The organism is Curtobacterium sp. SGAir0471 (genome assembly GCF_005490985.1).
Classification (GTDB): domain Bacteria; phylum Actinomycetota; class Actinomycetes; order Actinomycetales; family Microbacteriaceae; genus Curtobacterium.
In genome coordinates this window covers 1,768,685-1,782,391 of record NZ_CP027869.1, presented here as the reverse complement: position 1 = coordinate 1,782,391, position 13,707 = coordinate 1,768,685, and the positions used below count along the sequence as shown (strand labels likewise).

Genomic DNA, 13,707 nt, shown 5'->3' with positions numbered 1-13,707 from the left:
GGAACACCATGGCAGAGCACGACGACGAGGCACTGAACTCGTCCTCGGCTGTCGAGAAGCACGGCGCGACCAGCACGTCGGCCGGGACCGCGGTCGTCCCCGCGGACCCGTTCGAGAACCCGGGTGAGCCGCCGCACCGCGCGCGCCGCACCGACGTCGACCCGAAGAAGCAGCGCTTGGCCGAGCGTCAGGTCGCCACGTTCTTCTACCTGTCCATCGTGGGCAGCGTCCTCGCGATCGCGGCGTACATCGCCTTCCCGATCGACCCCGAGGACTTCGGCACCGTCCGCGCCGGCAACCTCTGGCTCGGTCTGGCGATCGCCCTGGCCCTCCTCGCGCTGGGCCTCGGCGCCGTCTACTGGTCCAAGTCGCTCGTGGTGGACCGCGAGATCACGGAGATGCGCCACAGCACCCGTGGGACCGATGCGACCCGCGCCAAGGCGGTGGAGGCGTTCCAGCTCGCCGACAAGGAGTCCGGCTTCAGCCGTCGCAAGCTGATCCGTAACTCGATGATCGGTGCCCTGGTTGCCTTCCCGCTGCCCGGCGTCGTCCTCGTCCGTGACTTCGCCCCGGCTGAGGACCCGAACGAGCTCCTGCGCCACACCTTCTGGAAGTCCGGCATGCGCCTGACGAAGGACCCGACGGGTCTGCCGATCAAGGCGTCGGACGTCACCATCGGTTCGGTCTTCCACGTCATCCCGGACGGCATGCTCGACTCCGAGCACATGCTGGAGGAGAAGGCCAAGGCCTCCGTCCTCCTCATGCGTCTCGACCCGAAGGACCTCAACCCCGCCAAGGGGCACGAGGACTGGGGGTACGACGGCATCGTCGCCTACTCCAAGATCTGCACCCACGTCGGGTGCCCGGTCGCGCTCTACGAGCAGCAGACGCACCACCTGCTGTGCCCGTGCCACCAGTCGACGTTCGACGTCTCGAACAACTGCGAGGTCATCTTCGGCCCGGCTGCACGTCCCCTCCCCCAACTTCCGATCGCGATCGACGACGACGGCTACCTGGTTGCGCAGAGCGACTTCCACGAGCCGGTCGGACCGTCCTTCTGGGAGCGTGAACGCTGATGACCAGCACCACCACCACGAGCGCGCCGACCACGGCCACCCGGCCCGAGCCGACGCGCGGGTCCCGCTTCATCGGGGCCACCGCCAACTACATCGACGAGCGCACGAGCATCTCGGGCCTGGTGAAGGAGGTCGGGCGCAAGATCTTCCCCGACCACTGGAGCTTCATGCTCGGCGAGGTCGCGCTGTACAGCTTCGTCGTCGTCCTGCTCTCGGGGACGTTCCTGACGTTCTTCTTCCAGGCGTCGATGACCGAGGTCGTCTACAACGGCTCGTACGTGCCGCTCAAGGGCGTCGAGATGTCGACCGCCCTGCAGTCCACCCTGAACATCTCGTTCGACATCCGCGGTGGTCTGTTCGTCCGGCAGATCCACCACTGGGCGGCCCTGCTGTTCGTCGCCTCGGTGATGCTGCACATGGCCCGCGTGTTCTTCACCGGTGCCTTCCGCAAGCCCCGTGAGCTCAACTGGGTCTTCGGCTTCGTGCTGTGGATCCTGGCCATGGCCGAGGGCTTCACCGGCTACTCGCTCCCCGACGACCTGCTCTCCGGCAACGGTCTCCGCATCATCGTCGGCATGATCGAGGGTGTCCCGGTGATCGGCGTCTGGATCGCCTACCTGCTGTTCGGCGGCGAGTTCCCGGGCACCGACATCGTCGGCCGCCTCTACACGCTGCACATCCTGCTGCTGCCGGCGATCCTCGTCGCGGTGCTCGGCGTGCACCTCGTGCTCGTCGTCATCAACAAGCACACGCAGTTCGCGGGCCCGGGCAAGACCAACGACAACGTCGTGGGCGTCCCGATCCTCCCGGCGTTCGCCGCGAAGGCCGGTGGCTTCTTCTTCATCGTCGCGGGCATCCTGGCCCTCATCGCGTCGCTGTTCACGATCAACCCGATCTGGAACTACGGCCCGTACGACCCGTCCCCCGTGTCCGCCGGTACCCAGCCCGACTGGTACATCGGCTTCGCGGACGGCGCGCTCCGTCTGGTGCCGCCGCACTGGGAGGTCGTGTGGTTCGGCTACACGGTGTCGTTCAACATCCTCGTGCCGATCGCCGTCCTCATGGCGCTCATCATCGCGATGTTCGCCTACCCGTTCCTCGAGGCGTGGGTCACCGGCGACAAGCGTGAGCACCACCTGGCCGACCGTCCGCGCAACGCCCCGACCCGCACCGCCTTCGGTGCAGCGGGCATCACGCTCTACGCGTCGCTCTGGGCTGCTGCCTCGTCCGACATCATCGCCACGCACTTCATGGTGTCGATCGAGCACGTGATTCACGTCATCCAGGCCACGACGGTCCTCGGCCCGTTCGTCGCCTTCTGGATCACGAAGCGCGTCTGCCTGGCGCTGCAGAAGAAGGACCGCGAGATCGTCCTGCACGGCTACGAGTCGGGTCGCATCGTCCGACTGCCGCACGGCGAGTACATCGAGGTCCACGAGCAGCTCGACGAGTACGAGCGCTGGAAGCTCCTGCAGTTCAACGAGTACAAGCCGCTCATGGTCCGTCCGGACGCCAAGGGCCGGATCACCGGCGTGCAGAAGGTCCGTGCGAACCTGTCCCGCTTCTTCTTCGAGGACCGCATCGCGCCGGTCACGAAGGCGGAACTCGAGGCAGCGCACGCCGCGCACCACGGCCCGGAGCTGGAGGCCGACCTCCAGGCCCAGGCTCCCGCGCTCGGCGCCGGCAACCACTAGCCAGCAAGCACCGCTCGGCAAGAACGGAAGGCCCTCGACCACTTCGTGGTCGAGGGCCTTCCGTCATTCGCCGTGAAGCCGCCGGTTCCGGTTCACCGTGCATTCAGAGTGGCGTGCTGGACTCGTCCTCGACGGTGTGGCAACGTGTTGCACCACGCATCCGCCAACGGAACGAGAGACCGATGGACAGCCGGACGGCCGAACACCCCAGGCCGAACCACTTCCTGCTCCACCTCAGCGACACCCACCTCGTGGCAGGTGACGGCGTGCTCTACGGCGACGTCGACTCCGCAGCACGACTCTCGGCGATCATCGCCGACATCGAGGCCTCCGGCACCCACCCGGAGGCCATCGTCGTCACCGGCGACGTCGCCGACAAGGGCGAGCCCGGCGCGTACGCACGGATCCGCGACATCGTCGAACCGGCGGCGCGCCGCATCGGCGCACAGGTCATCTGGGCCATGGGCAACCACGACGAGCGCGGTGCGTTCCGGCAGGAGCTCTTCGGACTCCAGCCGACCGATCGTCCGGTCGACTTCGTCTACGACGTGAACGGCCTGCGCGTCATCACCCTGGACACCAGCGTGCCCGGCGCACACCACGGCGAGGTCTCCCCCGCGCAGCTCGACTGGTTGGCCGAGGTCCTCTCCGAAGCGGCACCGCACGGGACGATCCTCGCGATGCACCACCCGCCGGTCCCGAGCGTGCAGGACCTCGCGGTCCTCGTCGAGCTCCGCGACCAGGCAGCCCTGGCCGAGGTGGTCGAGGGGTCTGACGTCATCTCGATCATCGCCGGGCACCTGCACTACTCCACGAGCGCCGTGTTCGCCGGTGTCCCGGTGTCGGTGGCGAGTGCCACCTGCTACACCCAGGACCTCACCGAGTACCAGGGCGGTACCCGCGGGCAGGACGGCGCCCAGTCGTTCAACCTCGTGCACGTCTACGGCAACAACGTCGTGCACTCGGTCGTGCCGATCGGGCACTACTCGACGGTCGGCGAACCCGTGTCGTCGGAACAGACCGAGGCACGGCTCGCCGCTGCGGGGGTCACGATCGCGCCCGCGGTCGAGCCCGCTCCGGTCACGGCGAGCATCCCGGTGTTCACGCTCGACACGGTGCCGACCTCCCCCATCCGCCGCTGAGGCACCGGCCGCCGGTTGCCGGCGGCCGGCTGCCGGGTGCCCGCGGCCGGTTGCCGGCGGCCTGTTGCCGGGTGCTCGCTGCCTGCTGCATGCTGCCCGCTGCCCGCTGCCCGCTGCCCGCTGCCTGCTGCCCGCTGCTTCATCCTGCGCTCCCGGTCGCACGACGTGCCGTCGCCGGTCGTTCCGGTCGCACGACATGCCGCCGCCGTCGAAGGTGAGCGGCAGGTCGTGCGACGAGAACCCCAGCCGGCCGCGACGAGAACCCCAGCCGGCCGCGACGAGAACCCCAGCCGGCCGCGACGAGAACCTCAGCCGGCCGCGACGAGAACCCCGACCGGCAGCGGCAGCCGAGCCCGCAGCGGCCCCCGAACGGGCACGACATGCCGCCGGTCGATCCGGCATCGGGCGTGATGCGTCGCTCGACACGGTCGAAGGTGACAGATGGTGCACGCTCGGCGCAGGTGACGGCAACCCGCCCAAAGCGCAGCGACCGGGACGAACCCGGAGGCACGCCCGGCGCGTCCTAGGTGCCGGGCTTCTCCCACGGCGCGGGGAACGGGAAGTACTTCTCGAGGAAGTCCGTCACGCGCCGGGTGCGCTCCTCGTCCGAGACCTCCGGGAAGCTCCCGTCGTTCAGGCAGAAGAAGTCCACGTTCCGCTTCTTGAGCAGCTCGTCGAGCGCCTTGAGCCCGGACTGCATCGTGGTGTCGACGTACCGCACCGGCGCGTTCTCCTGCACGATCGCCCGCCCGGTGAGCAGCGCGTAGTAGTGGTACAGGGAGTTCGTCACCGAGATGTTGTCCGCCGCACGGAATCGTGAGGCCGCCGTGGCGCGGAACTCCGCCGCGAACTCGTGCTCCATCTCGGTCATGATCGAGGCGCGCAGCGGTGTGGGCGCGTGCTCGAGGTGCCGCGTCGTCACCGCACCGAACCGCTGCTGCAGCAGTCGGCGGTTGACGCGGGCGGAGTTCTCGAACCCGCTGCGGGCCGCGTTGTTCGAGCCGAGGCCGATACGGGTGGTCGCGAGGATGAACTTCGACACCGAGCCCGGGCTGAAGAACACCGACGGCTCGACCATCCGCCCGAAGAACATGTCGTCGTTCGAGTAGATGAAGTGCTCGCTGATGCCCGGGATGTGGTGCAGCTGGGACTCGACGGCCTGCGAGTTGTGGGTCGGGAGCACCGAGGGGTCCGCGAAGAACTCCTCGCTCCGGACGATCCGCACCTTCGGGTGGTCGGCGAGCCAGGCGGGTGCCGGCGAGTCGGTCGCGATGTAGATCTGACGGATCCACGGCGCGAAGGTGTGCACCGAGCGCAGCGCGTACTTCAGCTCGTCGATCTGCCGGAAACGTGCGGGGGCGTCGTCGCCCTCCCCCAGCACGGCGTTCGCCTGAGCCGCCTGGCGGGCACGCTGGTACTCGATCGCGTTGCCGTCGACCCACGAGAACACGATGTCGATCGGGAAGCGGATGTCCGACACGTGGTCGTCGAACATGTGCTCCACGGTCCGCCAGGTGCGGCCGTAGCGCTCGATGTCCACGAGCACGAACTCGTCGATCGGCAGGCTGCGACGCATCAGGGCGTTCTCGACGGGCGCCAGCACCTCGGTGTCGGTGACGCGCCAGAACTCGAGCTGGACGCTCGTCTCGGCGCCGTAGCGGAGCCGACCCATGGGCTCGAGCCGGGGCCGGAAGACGCGGAGCACCGGCTCGTCGACGGAGCCGAGGCCGTCGTCGAGGACGAGCACTGCCGGCTCCCCCGGCGGCTTCGCGTAGAACGGCTCGTTGGCTGCGGCGGCCATGATCGCGCTCTCGGCGCGCTGCCGGTCGCGTTCGTCGACGGCGATCACCGGTCGTCGGTCGTTGCCGCGGATGAGCAGGTGGTCGACGTCACCGGCGGTGAGTGCGTCGTCGAGGAACAACAGGTCCTCGATCATCGACTGCTGGGGGGTCAGGTGCCCGTTGACCAGGGTCAGGCGTCCCTTGCGGACGACGACGTCAGGTCGGTCGAGACCGCCGGAGGACGGTCGAGGGTTCAGCAGAGGACTCTCGGTCGCCGGCTCGGTCTCGTGGCTCATCCATGCCCTTCGCATCGCGTGCGCCGGACCCTGTGCCCGGCTCCTGTGATCCTACCGTCCGGCGGCGCGCCGGGAGCGCGCGTCGGCCGTGGGAGCCCGGTACCGGTCGCGTCGGTACCGCTGGCCTCAGGCGGACGGACGGGAGGCGCGCCCCGCGTCCGTCCCGCGCCGTACCTTGACCGTGATCCCCACCACGATGAACGCGGCCGCTGCGACGAGCTGCAGGCCCGCCCAGACCTGGCCGGGGATCGTGACGACGACGACCGGATTCCAGCACACCGCGATCGCGGCGGTGAGCGCGACCGCCCACCAGGTGCGACCGCGGAACGCGAAGACGAGCACGATGAGGGCGAGCACCGTCACGCCCCACCGGACGAAGACGAAGCCCGAGGAGTCGATGACGGCCACGAACGCGATGAGGACCACGGCGGCCAGCAGCGACGGCGCCAGGGCCGGACGCGTGAAGGGCGGTGTGCCATCGGCCGAGGTCGGGCCGGCTGACGGAGCGGCCGGGCGCCCTGGTCCGGGCCGGTCGGTCGGGAGGCCCTGCAGCGAGGACCCGGCCGGGGGCCGACCCTTCCGCGCCATCAGGCGCCGGCCTCCTCGAGGTCGATCGCCTGGATCGGCCGGGACATCGGCGGGAGGTCCCGGACGCGCTCGAGCGCCGGCACGAGCTCGTCGACGACGGCACGGTAGCCGTCCGCGTTGAGGTGCAGGCCGTCCTCGGTGAAGCGCTCGGCCAGGTGGTCGTCCTCGGCCAGCGCGGGCCAGAGGTCGAGGTACTGCGCGTGGCAGGTCGCGACGAACTGCCGCAGGTGCCGGTTCGCCTCCTCGATCTTCGCGCTCCAGTCGGCCTGGCGGGGCAGGATCGACACGAGCAGCAGCCGGACGCCCGGCAGTTCCCGACGCAGCGTGACGAGGATCGACTCGACCCCGCGGACGACGTGCTCGACGCTCGACCGGTGGTTGCCGAAGTCGTTGGTCCCGATGAGCAGCACGATCACCTCGGGCTGCTCGGCGATCACGGCGTCGAGGCGGGCGAGGACACCGTCGGTGGTGTCGCCGCCGACGCCCTGGTTGCTCGTGCGCTCCGCCGGGAGCCACTGGTCCCAGGACCCCTGCTCGGTGATGCTGTCGCCCAGGAACAGGACGGTGGGGTGTTCGGTGCTCATGCTGCCTCCTCGTGGACCGGTTCCTGCGCCCCATTCTGCTGGGTCCAGTTCCGCCCCGTCGATTCCGTGTGCTGCGACTCGCGCTCAGCCGCGGCGGTGATGCGCTCGACCATGCCGGGGAAGATGATGCCGTGGAAGGGCAGGATCCCGTACCAGTACAGGCGTCCGGGCAGCCCCTGCGGGAAGTAGATCGCCCGCTGGTGGTAGTCGCTGCCGCCGTCGTCGCTCGGGGACACCCGCATCTCGAGCCATGCGCGACCGGGGGACTTGAACTCCGCGCGGAGGCGCAGGTAGCGCCCCCGTTCGAGGCGCTCGACGCGCCACCAGTCGAGCGCGTCGCCCTGCTCGAGGCGGTGCGGGTCGCGGCGACCACGGTTCAGTCCGACGCCGCCGGCGACCTTGTCCATCCAGCCGCGCGCGACCCAGGCCAGGGGGAACGAGTACCAGCCGTTCTCGCCGCCGATCGACTCGACGACGCGCCAGACGTCCTCGGCACTGGCACTCGAGTGCCGCTTCCGGTCGTCGACGTAGACCGTGTGCCCGGCCCACTCGGGGTCGCTCGGCAGCGGGTCCGCCGGGGTCGCGGTGAGCGTGGCGCTCCGCCAGCTCGTCTCGACCTCGCCCTTGCGCATCTTCGTCAGGGCGAGACGGACCGCCCGGCGGTACGAGGTCAGTCCGCCCTCAGGCCGCGGCACGACGTCGTCGATGTCGTGCTCGCGCTGCACGCACTCGAACTGGAGCGACTCGATGATCGGTGTCGCGAGCTTCCGCGGGATCGGCGTCACGATGTTGAACCAGTGCGCCGACAGACCGGGGGTCAGGACGGGCAGGACGGTGAAGCGCCGCTGGGGCAGCTTGGCCTCGACCGCGTAGCCGTTGAGCATCTGCCCGTACTTCAGGACGTCCGGGCCGCCGATGTCGAACGTGCGGTTGACGTCCGCGGGGATGTCGAGCGCCGCGACCAGGTAGTACAGGACGTCGCGGACGGCGATCGGCTGGATGCGGTTGCGGACCCACCGGGGCGCGGGCATCCAGGGCAGCACGTCGGTCACGTGCCGGATCATCTCGAACGAGGTGCTCCCCGACCCGATGACGACGCCCGCCTGGTAGGCGATGGTCGGGACGCCGGAGGCGAGGAGCACGTCCCCGACCTCCTTCCGGCTCCGGAGGTGCTTCGACAGCTCGCCGTCCGGGTGAAGCCCGCCGAGGTACACGAACCGCCGGACGCCGGCGCCGTGGCCTTCGCGCGCCATCGTCTCGACGGCGTCCCGCTCGGCCCGCTCGAAGTCCCCGTCGGCACCCATGGCGTGCGCGAGGTAGTAGACGGCCTCGATGCCCCGCACGGCGGAACGGACTGCGTCGGCGTCCTGCAGGTCGCCCTCCGCGATCTCGACGTCGTCGTGCCACGGCACGTCCTGGAGCTTCCGCGGCGTGCGGACGAAGACGCGGACGTCGTGTCCGGCCTCGAGGAGGCGGGGGACGAGACGCCCACCGATGTACCCGGTCGCACCGGTGACGAGGACCTGCATGCAGGGCACGGTACGCGCGTCGCCTCCGGGTAGGCTTTCCGGGTGGACAACGCAGCGATCCCCGCACACCAGCACCGGGCCGACCAGCACGACCTCGGCGCCGACGCCGTGCGCGCCCTCATCGACCACGCGATCCTCAAGCCCGAGCTGACCCGCGCCGACGTCGACGCGCAGCTCGACGAGGCCGCCGCCCACCGGGTCTTCAGCGTCTGCGTCCGACCGAGCGACGTCGCGCACGCCGTCGAGCGCCTGCAGGGCACCGGCGTCGGCGTCGGCACCGTGATCGGGTTCCCGCACGGCACCACGACCACCGCCGCCAAGGTCGCAGAGTCGCTGCAGGCCCTGGCCGACGGCGCGTTCGAGCTCGACATGGTGCAGAACATCGGCGCGGCGCGGTCCGGTGACTGGGACCGGGTCGAGCAGGACGTCCGCGCGGTGGTGGACGCAGCCGGCGACACCGTCGTCAAGGTCATCCTCGAGACCGCGTTCCTGACCGACGACGAGATCGTCGCCGCGTCCCGGGCCGCCCAGCGCGCGGGTGCCGCGTTCGTCAAGACCTCGACCGGGTTCGCCGGCGGCGGCGCGACGGCCGAGCACATCCGGCTGATGCGCGAGACCGTCGGCCCCGACACCGGCGTCAAGGCGTCCGGTGGCGTCCGTGGCCTCGACACCCTGCTCGAGATGGTCGAGGCGGGTGCCGACCGGATCGGCACGAGTGCCTCGGCACGCATCCTCGACGAGGTTGCGCACCGTGCCGAGACCGGCTCCGCGTCCGCACTCGGCGACGACAGCTCCTCCTACTGACGACCCGCCGTCCGCTCCCCCGGACGGCACCACCCAGACCACACCACCCAGAGCACGACCCGGACCGGCCGCGGCCGGACCGACACCACCCGACCCGACCACATCGCCCGGGCCGGCCCGCACCGACGCGAGGTCGCGTCGTCACGGCGAGCCGAGCCTCCAGACCGCCGCATCGGAGCGCGCATGTCCAGCACCGCAGCCCAGTCCCCCTCGTCCGCGATCGCGCTGGCCGTCGATCTCGGCGGTACCAAGGTCGAGGCGGCCCTCGTCTCCGACCAGGGCGTCGTCCTGCCGGGGACCCGGCACCGCCAGCCGACCGGGCCACTGCGGAGCGCGGACGAGCTGCAGGCTGCGGTCGACCAGGTCGTGACGGCGACGCTCGCGACGCTGCCGGCGGACGCGCAGCTCGTGGGTGTCGGCGTCGGCGCTGCCGGACCCGTCGACGAGGAGCACGGCCTCGTCTCCCCCCTGAACATGCCGGTGTGGCGCGGGTGGCCGCTCCGCGACGCCATCGCGGCCCTCGTCCCGGAGGGCGTCCCGGTCACGCTCCGGATGGACGGCCTCGCGATCACCCTGGCCGAGCACTGGGTCGGCGCGGCACAGGGGTCCGACCACGTCATGGGCATGATCGTGTCCACCGGCGTCGGCGGCGGGCTGATCCTGCACGGGCGCACCGTGAGCGGCCCGACCGGCAACGCCGGCCACATCGGGCACGTCGAGTGCGGCGGCTTCGACGACCCGTGCGCCTGCGGTGGGACCGGGTGCCTCGAGGCCGTGGCCAGCGGACCGAAGACCGTCGCCTGGGCGCAGCGGCAGGGGTTCACCGGGAGCACCGGCGAGGAGCTCTCCGCGGCCTACGCCGCCGGTGACGACGTCGCCGTGGCCGCGGTCCGACGGAGCGGTCGCGCGCTCGGGCAGGCGATCGCGGCGGCCACGAGCCTGGTGGACCTCGAGGTCGTGGCGATCGGCGGCGGGTTCTCGCACGTCACGCCCGACCTGTTCGAGTACGCCCGCGAGGCCGTCGCCGAGCGCGTCGAGTTCGGCTTCGTCACGAAGGTGCGGATCGTCCCGACCGGGCTGTCCCAGGACGGCCCGCTCATCGGGGCAGCAGCGCTCGTGCACCGCGCGGACGTCCTGCGCTGAGTCAGGGGCGCGGTGCTCTCCACAGGGCTGACCGCGACCGCCGCCCGTCCGGCAGGATGAGCGGGTGCCGACGCCTCGCCTGCTGACCAGTGACGACTGGCCGGAGGCGGAGCTCCGCGCCGCCGTCCTGGCGGGTGAGCTCGTCCCCGTCGGGTGGTGCTGGGCCTCCCCCGCGGAGCCGCAGACGCCCGGACTGCGCGCCGCCGCGCACGCGTGGCGAGTGCCCGACGTCCGGCTGGTGGCCAGTGGTCGGTCCGCCGCGTGGATCTGGGGCGCCACGTCGCGTCCGCCGTCGCCGATCGAGGTGAGCGTGCCGCCGACCCTCCGCCTGCGCGTCGACCCGGACGTCCGGCTCCGCGAGGTGCGGCTCACCACCGAGGACACGGTGCGCCTCGGTCGGACCCGGGTCACCACGCCGGAGCGGACGGCGGTGGACCTGCTCCGCGCGCCGGGGCCCTTCGACACGTCGGCACGCGACGCCCTCCGTGGACTCGTCGCCATCGGCGCGGTCTCGACGGTCGATGTTCACCGCCGCCTGGACGCGCTCGGGACGATCCCGATGGTGCGTCAGGCGGAACGCCGACTCGACCTGGCGACCGCCGGGTGGGTCCCGGCCGGCGTCGGCCCGTGCTGACGGCGGTCGGTGCCCGGGGTCAGCCGGCGCTGACCGCGGTCCCTGACCGGGGTCAGCCCGCGCTGACCCGGTACACGTCGTACACCGCGTCGATGCGCCGCACGGCGTTCAGCACCCGGTCGAGGTGGGTCGTGTCGCCCATCTCGAACACGAACCGGCTGAGCGCCAGGCGGTCGGACGACGTCGACACCGTCGCGGACAGGATGTTCACGTGGTGGTCGGTCAGCACACGGGTGACGTCGCTGAGCAACCCGGAGCGGTCGAGCGCCTCGATCTGGATCTGTACGAGGAAGACCGACTTCGACGACGGGGCCCACTCGACCTCGATCATCCGGTCCGGCTCGTTCATCAGCGACTTGACGTTCGTGCACGACGCCTGGTGGACCGAGACGCCCTGGCCGCGGGTGATGAAGCCGACGATCTGGTCCCCCGGCACCGGCGTGCAGCACTTCGCGAGCTTCACCAGGATGTCCGGTGCCCCACGCACGAGCACACCGCTGTCGCTGTTCCGGAGCTGTCGGCTCGTGACCTGCCGCGGGAAGGCGAGTTCGGGCTCGTCCGTCTCGGTCTCCGCCTGGACGTTCCCGAGCACCTTCTCGATGACGGACTGCGTGGAGACGTGGCCCTCGCCCACCGCGGCGTACAGGGCGGAGACGTCGTCGTACCGCATCGACGAGGCGACCTCGGCGATGGAGTCCTGGCTCATGATGCGCTGGAGCGGCAGGTTCTGCTTGCGCATCGCGCGGGCGATGGCGTCGCGGCCCTGCTCGATCGCCTCTTCGCGGCGCTCCTTGGTGAACCACTGCTTGATCTTGTTGCGCGCCCGGGGGCTCCGCACGAAGGTAAGCCAGTCCTGGCTCGGGCCGGAGTCGGGGTTCTTCGACGTGAAGATCTCCACCACGTCGCCGCTCGACAGCGTGCTCTCGAGCGGGACGAGCCGGCCGTTCACCTTGGCACCCATCGTGCGGTGCCCGATCTCGGTGTGCACCGCGTACGCGAAGTCCACCGGGGTGGCGCCGGCGGGCAGGCCGATGACCTTGCCCTGCGGGGTGAAGACGTACGTCTCCTTCGCGCCGATCTCGTAGCGCAGTGAGTCGAGGAACTCGCCCGGATCGCTCGTCTCGGCCTGCCAGTCGGTGATGTGGGCGAGCCACGCCATGTCCTGGTCGTCGGTGGTCGACGAGGCGTCGACGTCACGGCCCTGCGCACGCTGCTTGTACTTCCAGTGCGCCGCGACACCGAACTCGGCCCGCTGGTGCATCTCGTGCGTGCGGATCTGGATCTCGACGGCACGGCCCTGCGGTCCGAGCACGGTGGTGTGCAGGGACTGGTACAGGTTGAACTTCGGCGTCGCGATGTAGTCCTTGAACCGCCCGGGCAGCGGGGTCCACCGCGCGTGCACCGACCCGAGCATCGCGTAGCAGTCGCGGACGGTCGGCACGAGCACGCGGATGCCGACCAGGTCGTAGATCTCGTCGAACTCGCGCCCGCGGACGATCATCTTCTGGTAGATCGAGTAGTACTGCTTCGGCCGGCCCATGACCTCGCCGCGGACCTTCGCCGCCTTCAGGTCCTTCTTGAGGGTGCCGATGACGTTCTGCACGAACTGCTCGCGCTTCGGCTGGCGCTCCTTGACCAGGCTGTCGATCTCGACGTAGAGCTTCGGGTGCAGGACCGCGAAGGACAGGTCCTCGAGCTCCAGCTTGATCATCTGGATGCCGAGCCGGTGCGCCAGCGGCGCGTAGATCTCGAGGGTCTCCTTCGCCTTGCGCGTGGCCGAGGCGGACTCCACGAAGCCCCAGGTACGGGCGTTGTGCAGGCGGTCGGCGAGCTTGATGACGAGGACGCGGATGTCCTTGGACATCGCGATGACCATCTTGCGGACGGTCTCGGCCTGCGCGCTGTCGCCGTACTTGACCTTGTCGAGCTTGGTGACGCCGTCGACGAGCATCGCGATCTCGTCGCCGAAGTCGGACCGGAGCTGGTCGAGCTGGTAGTCGGTGTCCTCGACGGTGTCGTGCAGCAGGGCCGCGGCGATCGTGATCGTCCCGATCCCCAGGTCGGCGAGGATCTGCGCGACGGCGACCGGGTGCGTGATGTACGGCTCGCCCGACTTCCGCTTCTGCCCGTCGTGCGCGCGCTCGGCGACCGAGTACGCCCGCTCGATGAGCGTCACGTCGGCCTTGGGGTGGTGTGACCGGACGGTGCGGATGAGGGTGTCGACCGCACCCGCGGGCTGCGCCCGCGAGAACAGGCGCGGCAACAGCGACCGGAGGGACCCGAGATTGCCGGTGGTCGTCGCGTTCAGCGGACTGGAGGGTCGTGGCGCGGAACCGGGACGGCTCGCGCCGGGCGTGGGCGCACCCTGGGACGAGGACTCACGGGTGTCCGTCATGATGCGCCTCCTGCGACCGGTGTCCGGGTACGATCTGGCAA

General features: G+C 70.5%; 11 protein-coding genes. 6 read left to right on the top strand and 5 right to left on the bottom strand.

Going from position 1 to position 13,707, the window contains the following annotated elements; translation table 11 throughout:
* Window positions 1–8: 8 nt before the first annotated feature.
* The 3 genes from qcrA to C1N91_RS08265 all read left to right on the top strand — a co-directional run bounded on the left by qcrA (window position 9) and on the right by C1N91_RS08265 (window position 3,912).
* Window positions 9–1,076 (top strand): cytochrome bc1 complex Rieske iron-sulfur subunit, encoded by a 1,068-nt coding sequence (gene qcrA, locus C1N91_RS08275; protein ID WP_058727855.1) that lies wholly within the window; start codon window positions 9–11, stop codon window positions 1,074–1,076.
* Window positions 1,076–2,770, top strand: coding sequence for a cytochrome bc1 complex cytochrome b subunit (gene qcrB, locus C1N91_RS08270; protein ID WP_137767350.1), 1,695 nt, complete (start codon window positions 1,076–1,078; stop codon window positions 2,768–2,770). The genes qcrA and qcrB overlap by 1 nt, the downstream gene beginning before the upstream one ends.
* Before the next feature lie 182 nt (window positions 2,771–2,952).
* Complete coding sequence (locus C1N91_RS08265; protein WP_137767349.1) at window positions 2,953–3,912, top strand: phosphodiesterase; 960 nt, start codon at window positions 2,953–2,955, stop codon at window positions 3,910–3,912.
* Between the two features lie 523 nt (window positions 3,913–4,435).
* On the opposite strand, the gene C1N91_RS08260 is transcribed toward C1N91_RS08265, so the two are convergent.
* The 4 genes from C1N91_RS08260 to C1N91_RS08245 form a co-directional block, all read right to left on the bottom strand.
* Window positions 4,436–5,989, bottom strand: coding sequence for a stealth conserved region 3 domain-containing protein (locus C1N91_RS08260; RefSeq protein ID WP_137767348.1), 1,554 nt, complete (start codon window positions 5,987–5,989; stop codon window positions 4,436–4,438).
* A gap of 126 nt (window positions 5,990–6,115) precedes the next feature.
* Window positions 6,116–6,577, bottom strand: coding sequence for a DUF6804 family protein (locus tag C1N91_RS08255; RefSeq protein ID WP_254678191.1), 462 nt, complete (start codon window positions 6,575–6,577; stop codon window positions 6,116–6,118).
* Window positions 6,577–7,161 carry a GDSL-type esterase/lipase family protein gene (locus C1N91_RS08250; RefSeq protein ID WP_137767347.1) on the bottom strand — a complete coding sequence of 195 codons (585 nt, stop codon included), beginning with the start codon at window positions 7,159–7,161 and terminating at the stop codon, window positions 6,577–6,579. The genes C1N91_RS08255 and C1N91_RS08250 overlap by 1 nt, the downstream gene beginning before the upstream one ends.
* Complete coding sequence (locus C1N91_RS08245; RefSeq protein WP_137767346.1) at window positions 7,158–8,690, bottom strand: SDR family oxidoreductase; 1,533 nt, start codon at window positions 8,688–8,690, stop codon at window positions 7,158–7,160. Before C1N91_RS08245 ends, C1N91_RS08250 begins: the two co-directional genes overlap by 4 nt.
* Before the next feature lie 42 nt (window positions 8,691–8,732).
* Between C1N91_RS08245 and deoC the strand changes: the two genes are divergently transcribed.
* From deoC to C1N91_RS08230, 3 genes are all read left to right on the top strand, one after another.
* Entirely contained in the window at window positions 8,733–9,494 is a 762-nt protein-coding gene (deoC, locus tag C1N91_RS08240) for a deoxyribose-phosphate aldolase (RefSeq protein WP_394586409.1), read from the top strand.
* A 183-nt stretch (window positions 9,495–9,677) separates the two neighbouring features.
* On the top strand, window positions 9,678–10,637 hold the full coding sequence (locus C1N91_RS08235; protein ID WP_137767345.1) for an ROK family protein: 960 nt from the start codon (window positions 9,678–9,680) through the stop codon (window positions 10,635–10,637).
* Between the two features lie 64 nt (window positions 10,638–10,701).
* Window positions 10,702–11,271, top strand: coding sequence for a type IV toxin-antitoxin system AbiEi family antitoxin (locus tag C1N91_RS08230; protein WP_137767344.1), 570 nt, complete (start codon window positions 10,702–10,704; stop codon window positions 11,269–11,271).
* A 52-nt stretch (window positions 11,272–11,323) separates the two neighbouring features.
* On the opposite strand, the gene C1N91_RS08225 is transcribed toward C1N91_RS08230, so the two are convergent.
* Window positions 11,324–13,666 (bottom strand): RelA/SpoT family protein, encoded by a 2,343-nt coding sequence (locus C1N91_RS08225; protein WP_254678190.1) that lies wholly within the window; start codon window positions 13,664–13,666, stop codon window positions 11,324–11,326.
* Window positions 13,667–13,707 lie beyond the last annotated feature (41 nt).

What these genes read in the sequence shown, in the direction of transcription:
- C1N91_RS08225 (WP_254678190.1), bottom strand. Translation starts at nt 13,666, where the DNA reads ATGACGGACACCCGTGAGTCCTCGTCCCAGGGTGCGCCCACGCCCGGC.
- C1N91_RS08255 (WP_254678191.1), bottom strand. Translation starts at nt 6,577, where the DNA reads ATGGCGCGGAAGGGTCGGCCCCCGGCCGGGTCCTCGCTGCAGGGCCTC.
- C1N91_RS08260 (WP_137767348.1), bottom strand. Translation starts at nt 5,989, where the DNA reads ATGAGCCACGAGACCGAGCCGGCGACCGAGAGTCCTCTGCTGAACCCT.
- qcrA (WP_058727855.1), top strand. Translation starts at nt 9, where the DNA reads ATGGCAGAGCACGACGACGAGGCACTGAACTCGTCCTCGGCTGTCGAG.
- qcrB (WP_137767350.1), top strand. Translation starts at nt 1,076, where the DNA reads ATGACCAGCACCACCACCACGAGCGCGCCGACCACGGCCACCCGGCCC.
- C1N91_RS08265 (WP_137767349.1), top strand. Translation starts at nt 2,953, where the DNA reads ATGGACAGCCGGACGGCCGAACACCCCAGGCCGAACCACTTCCTGCTC.
- C1N91_RS08245 (WP_137767346.1), bottom strand. Translation starts at nt 8,690, where the DNA reads ATGCAGGTCCTCGTCACCGGTGCGACCGGGTACATCGGTGGGCGTCTC.
- C1N91_RS08250 (WP_137767347.1), bottom strand. Translation starts at nt 7,161, where the DNA reads ATGAGCACCGAACACCCCACCGTCCTGTTCCTGGGCGACAGCATCACC.
- C1N91_RS08235 (WP_137767345.1), top strand. Translation starts at nt 9,678, where the DNA reads ATGTCCAGCACCGCAGCCCAGTCCCCCTCGTCCGCGATCGCGCTGGCC.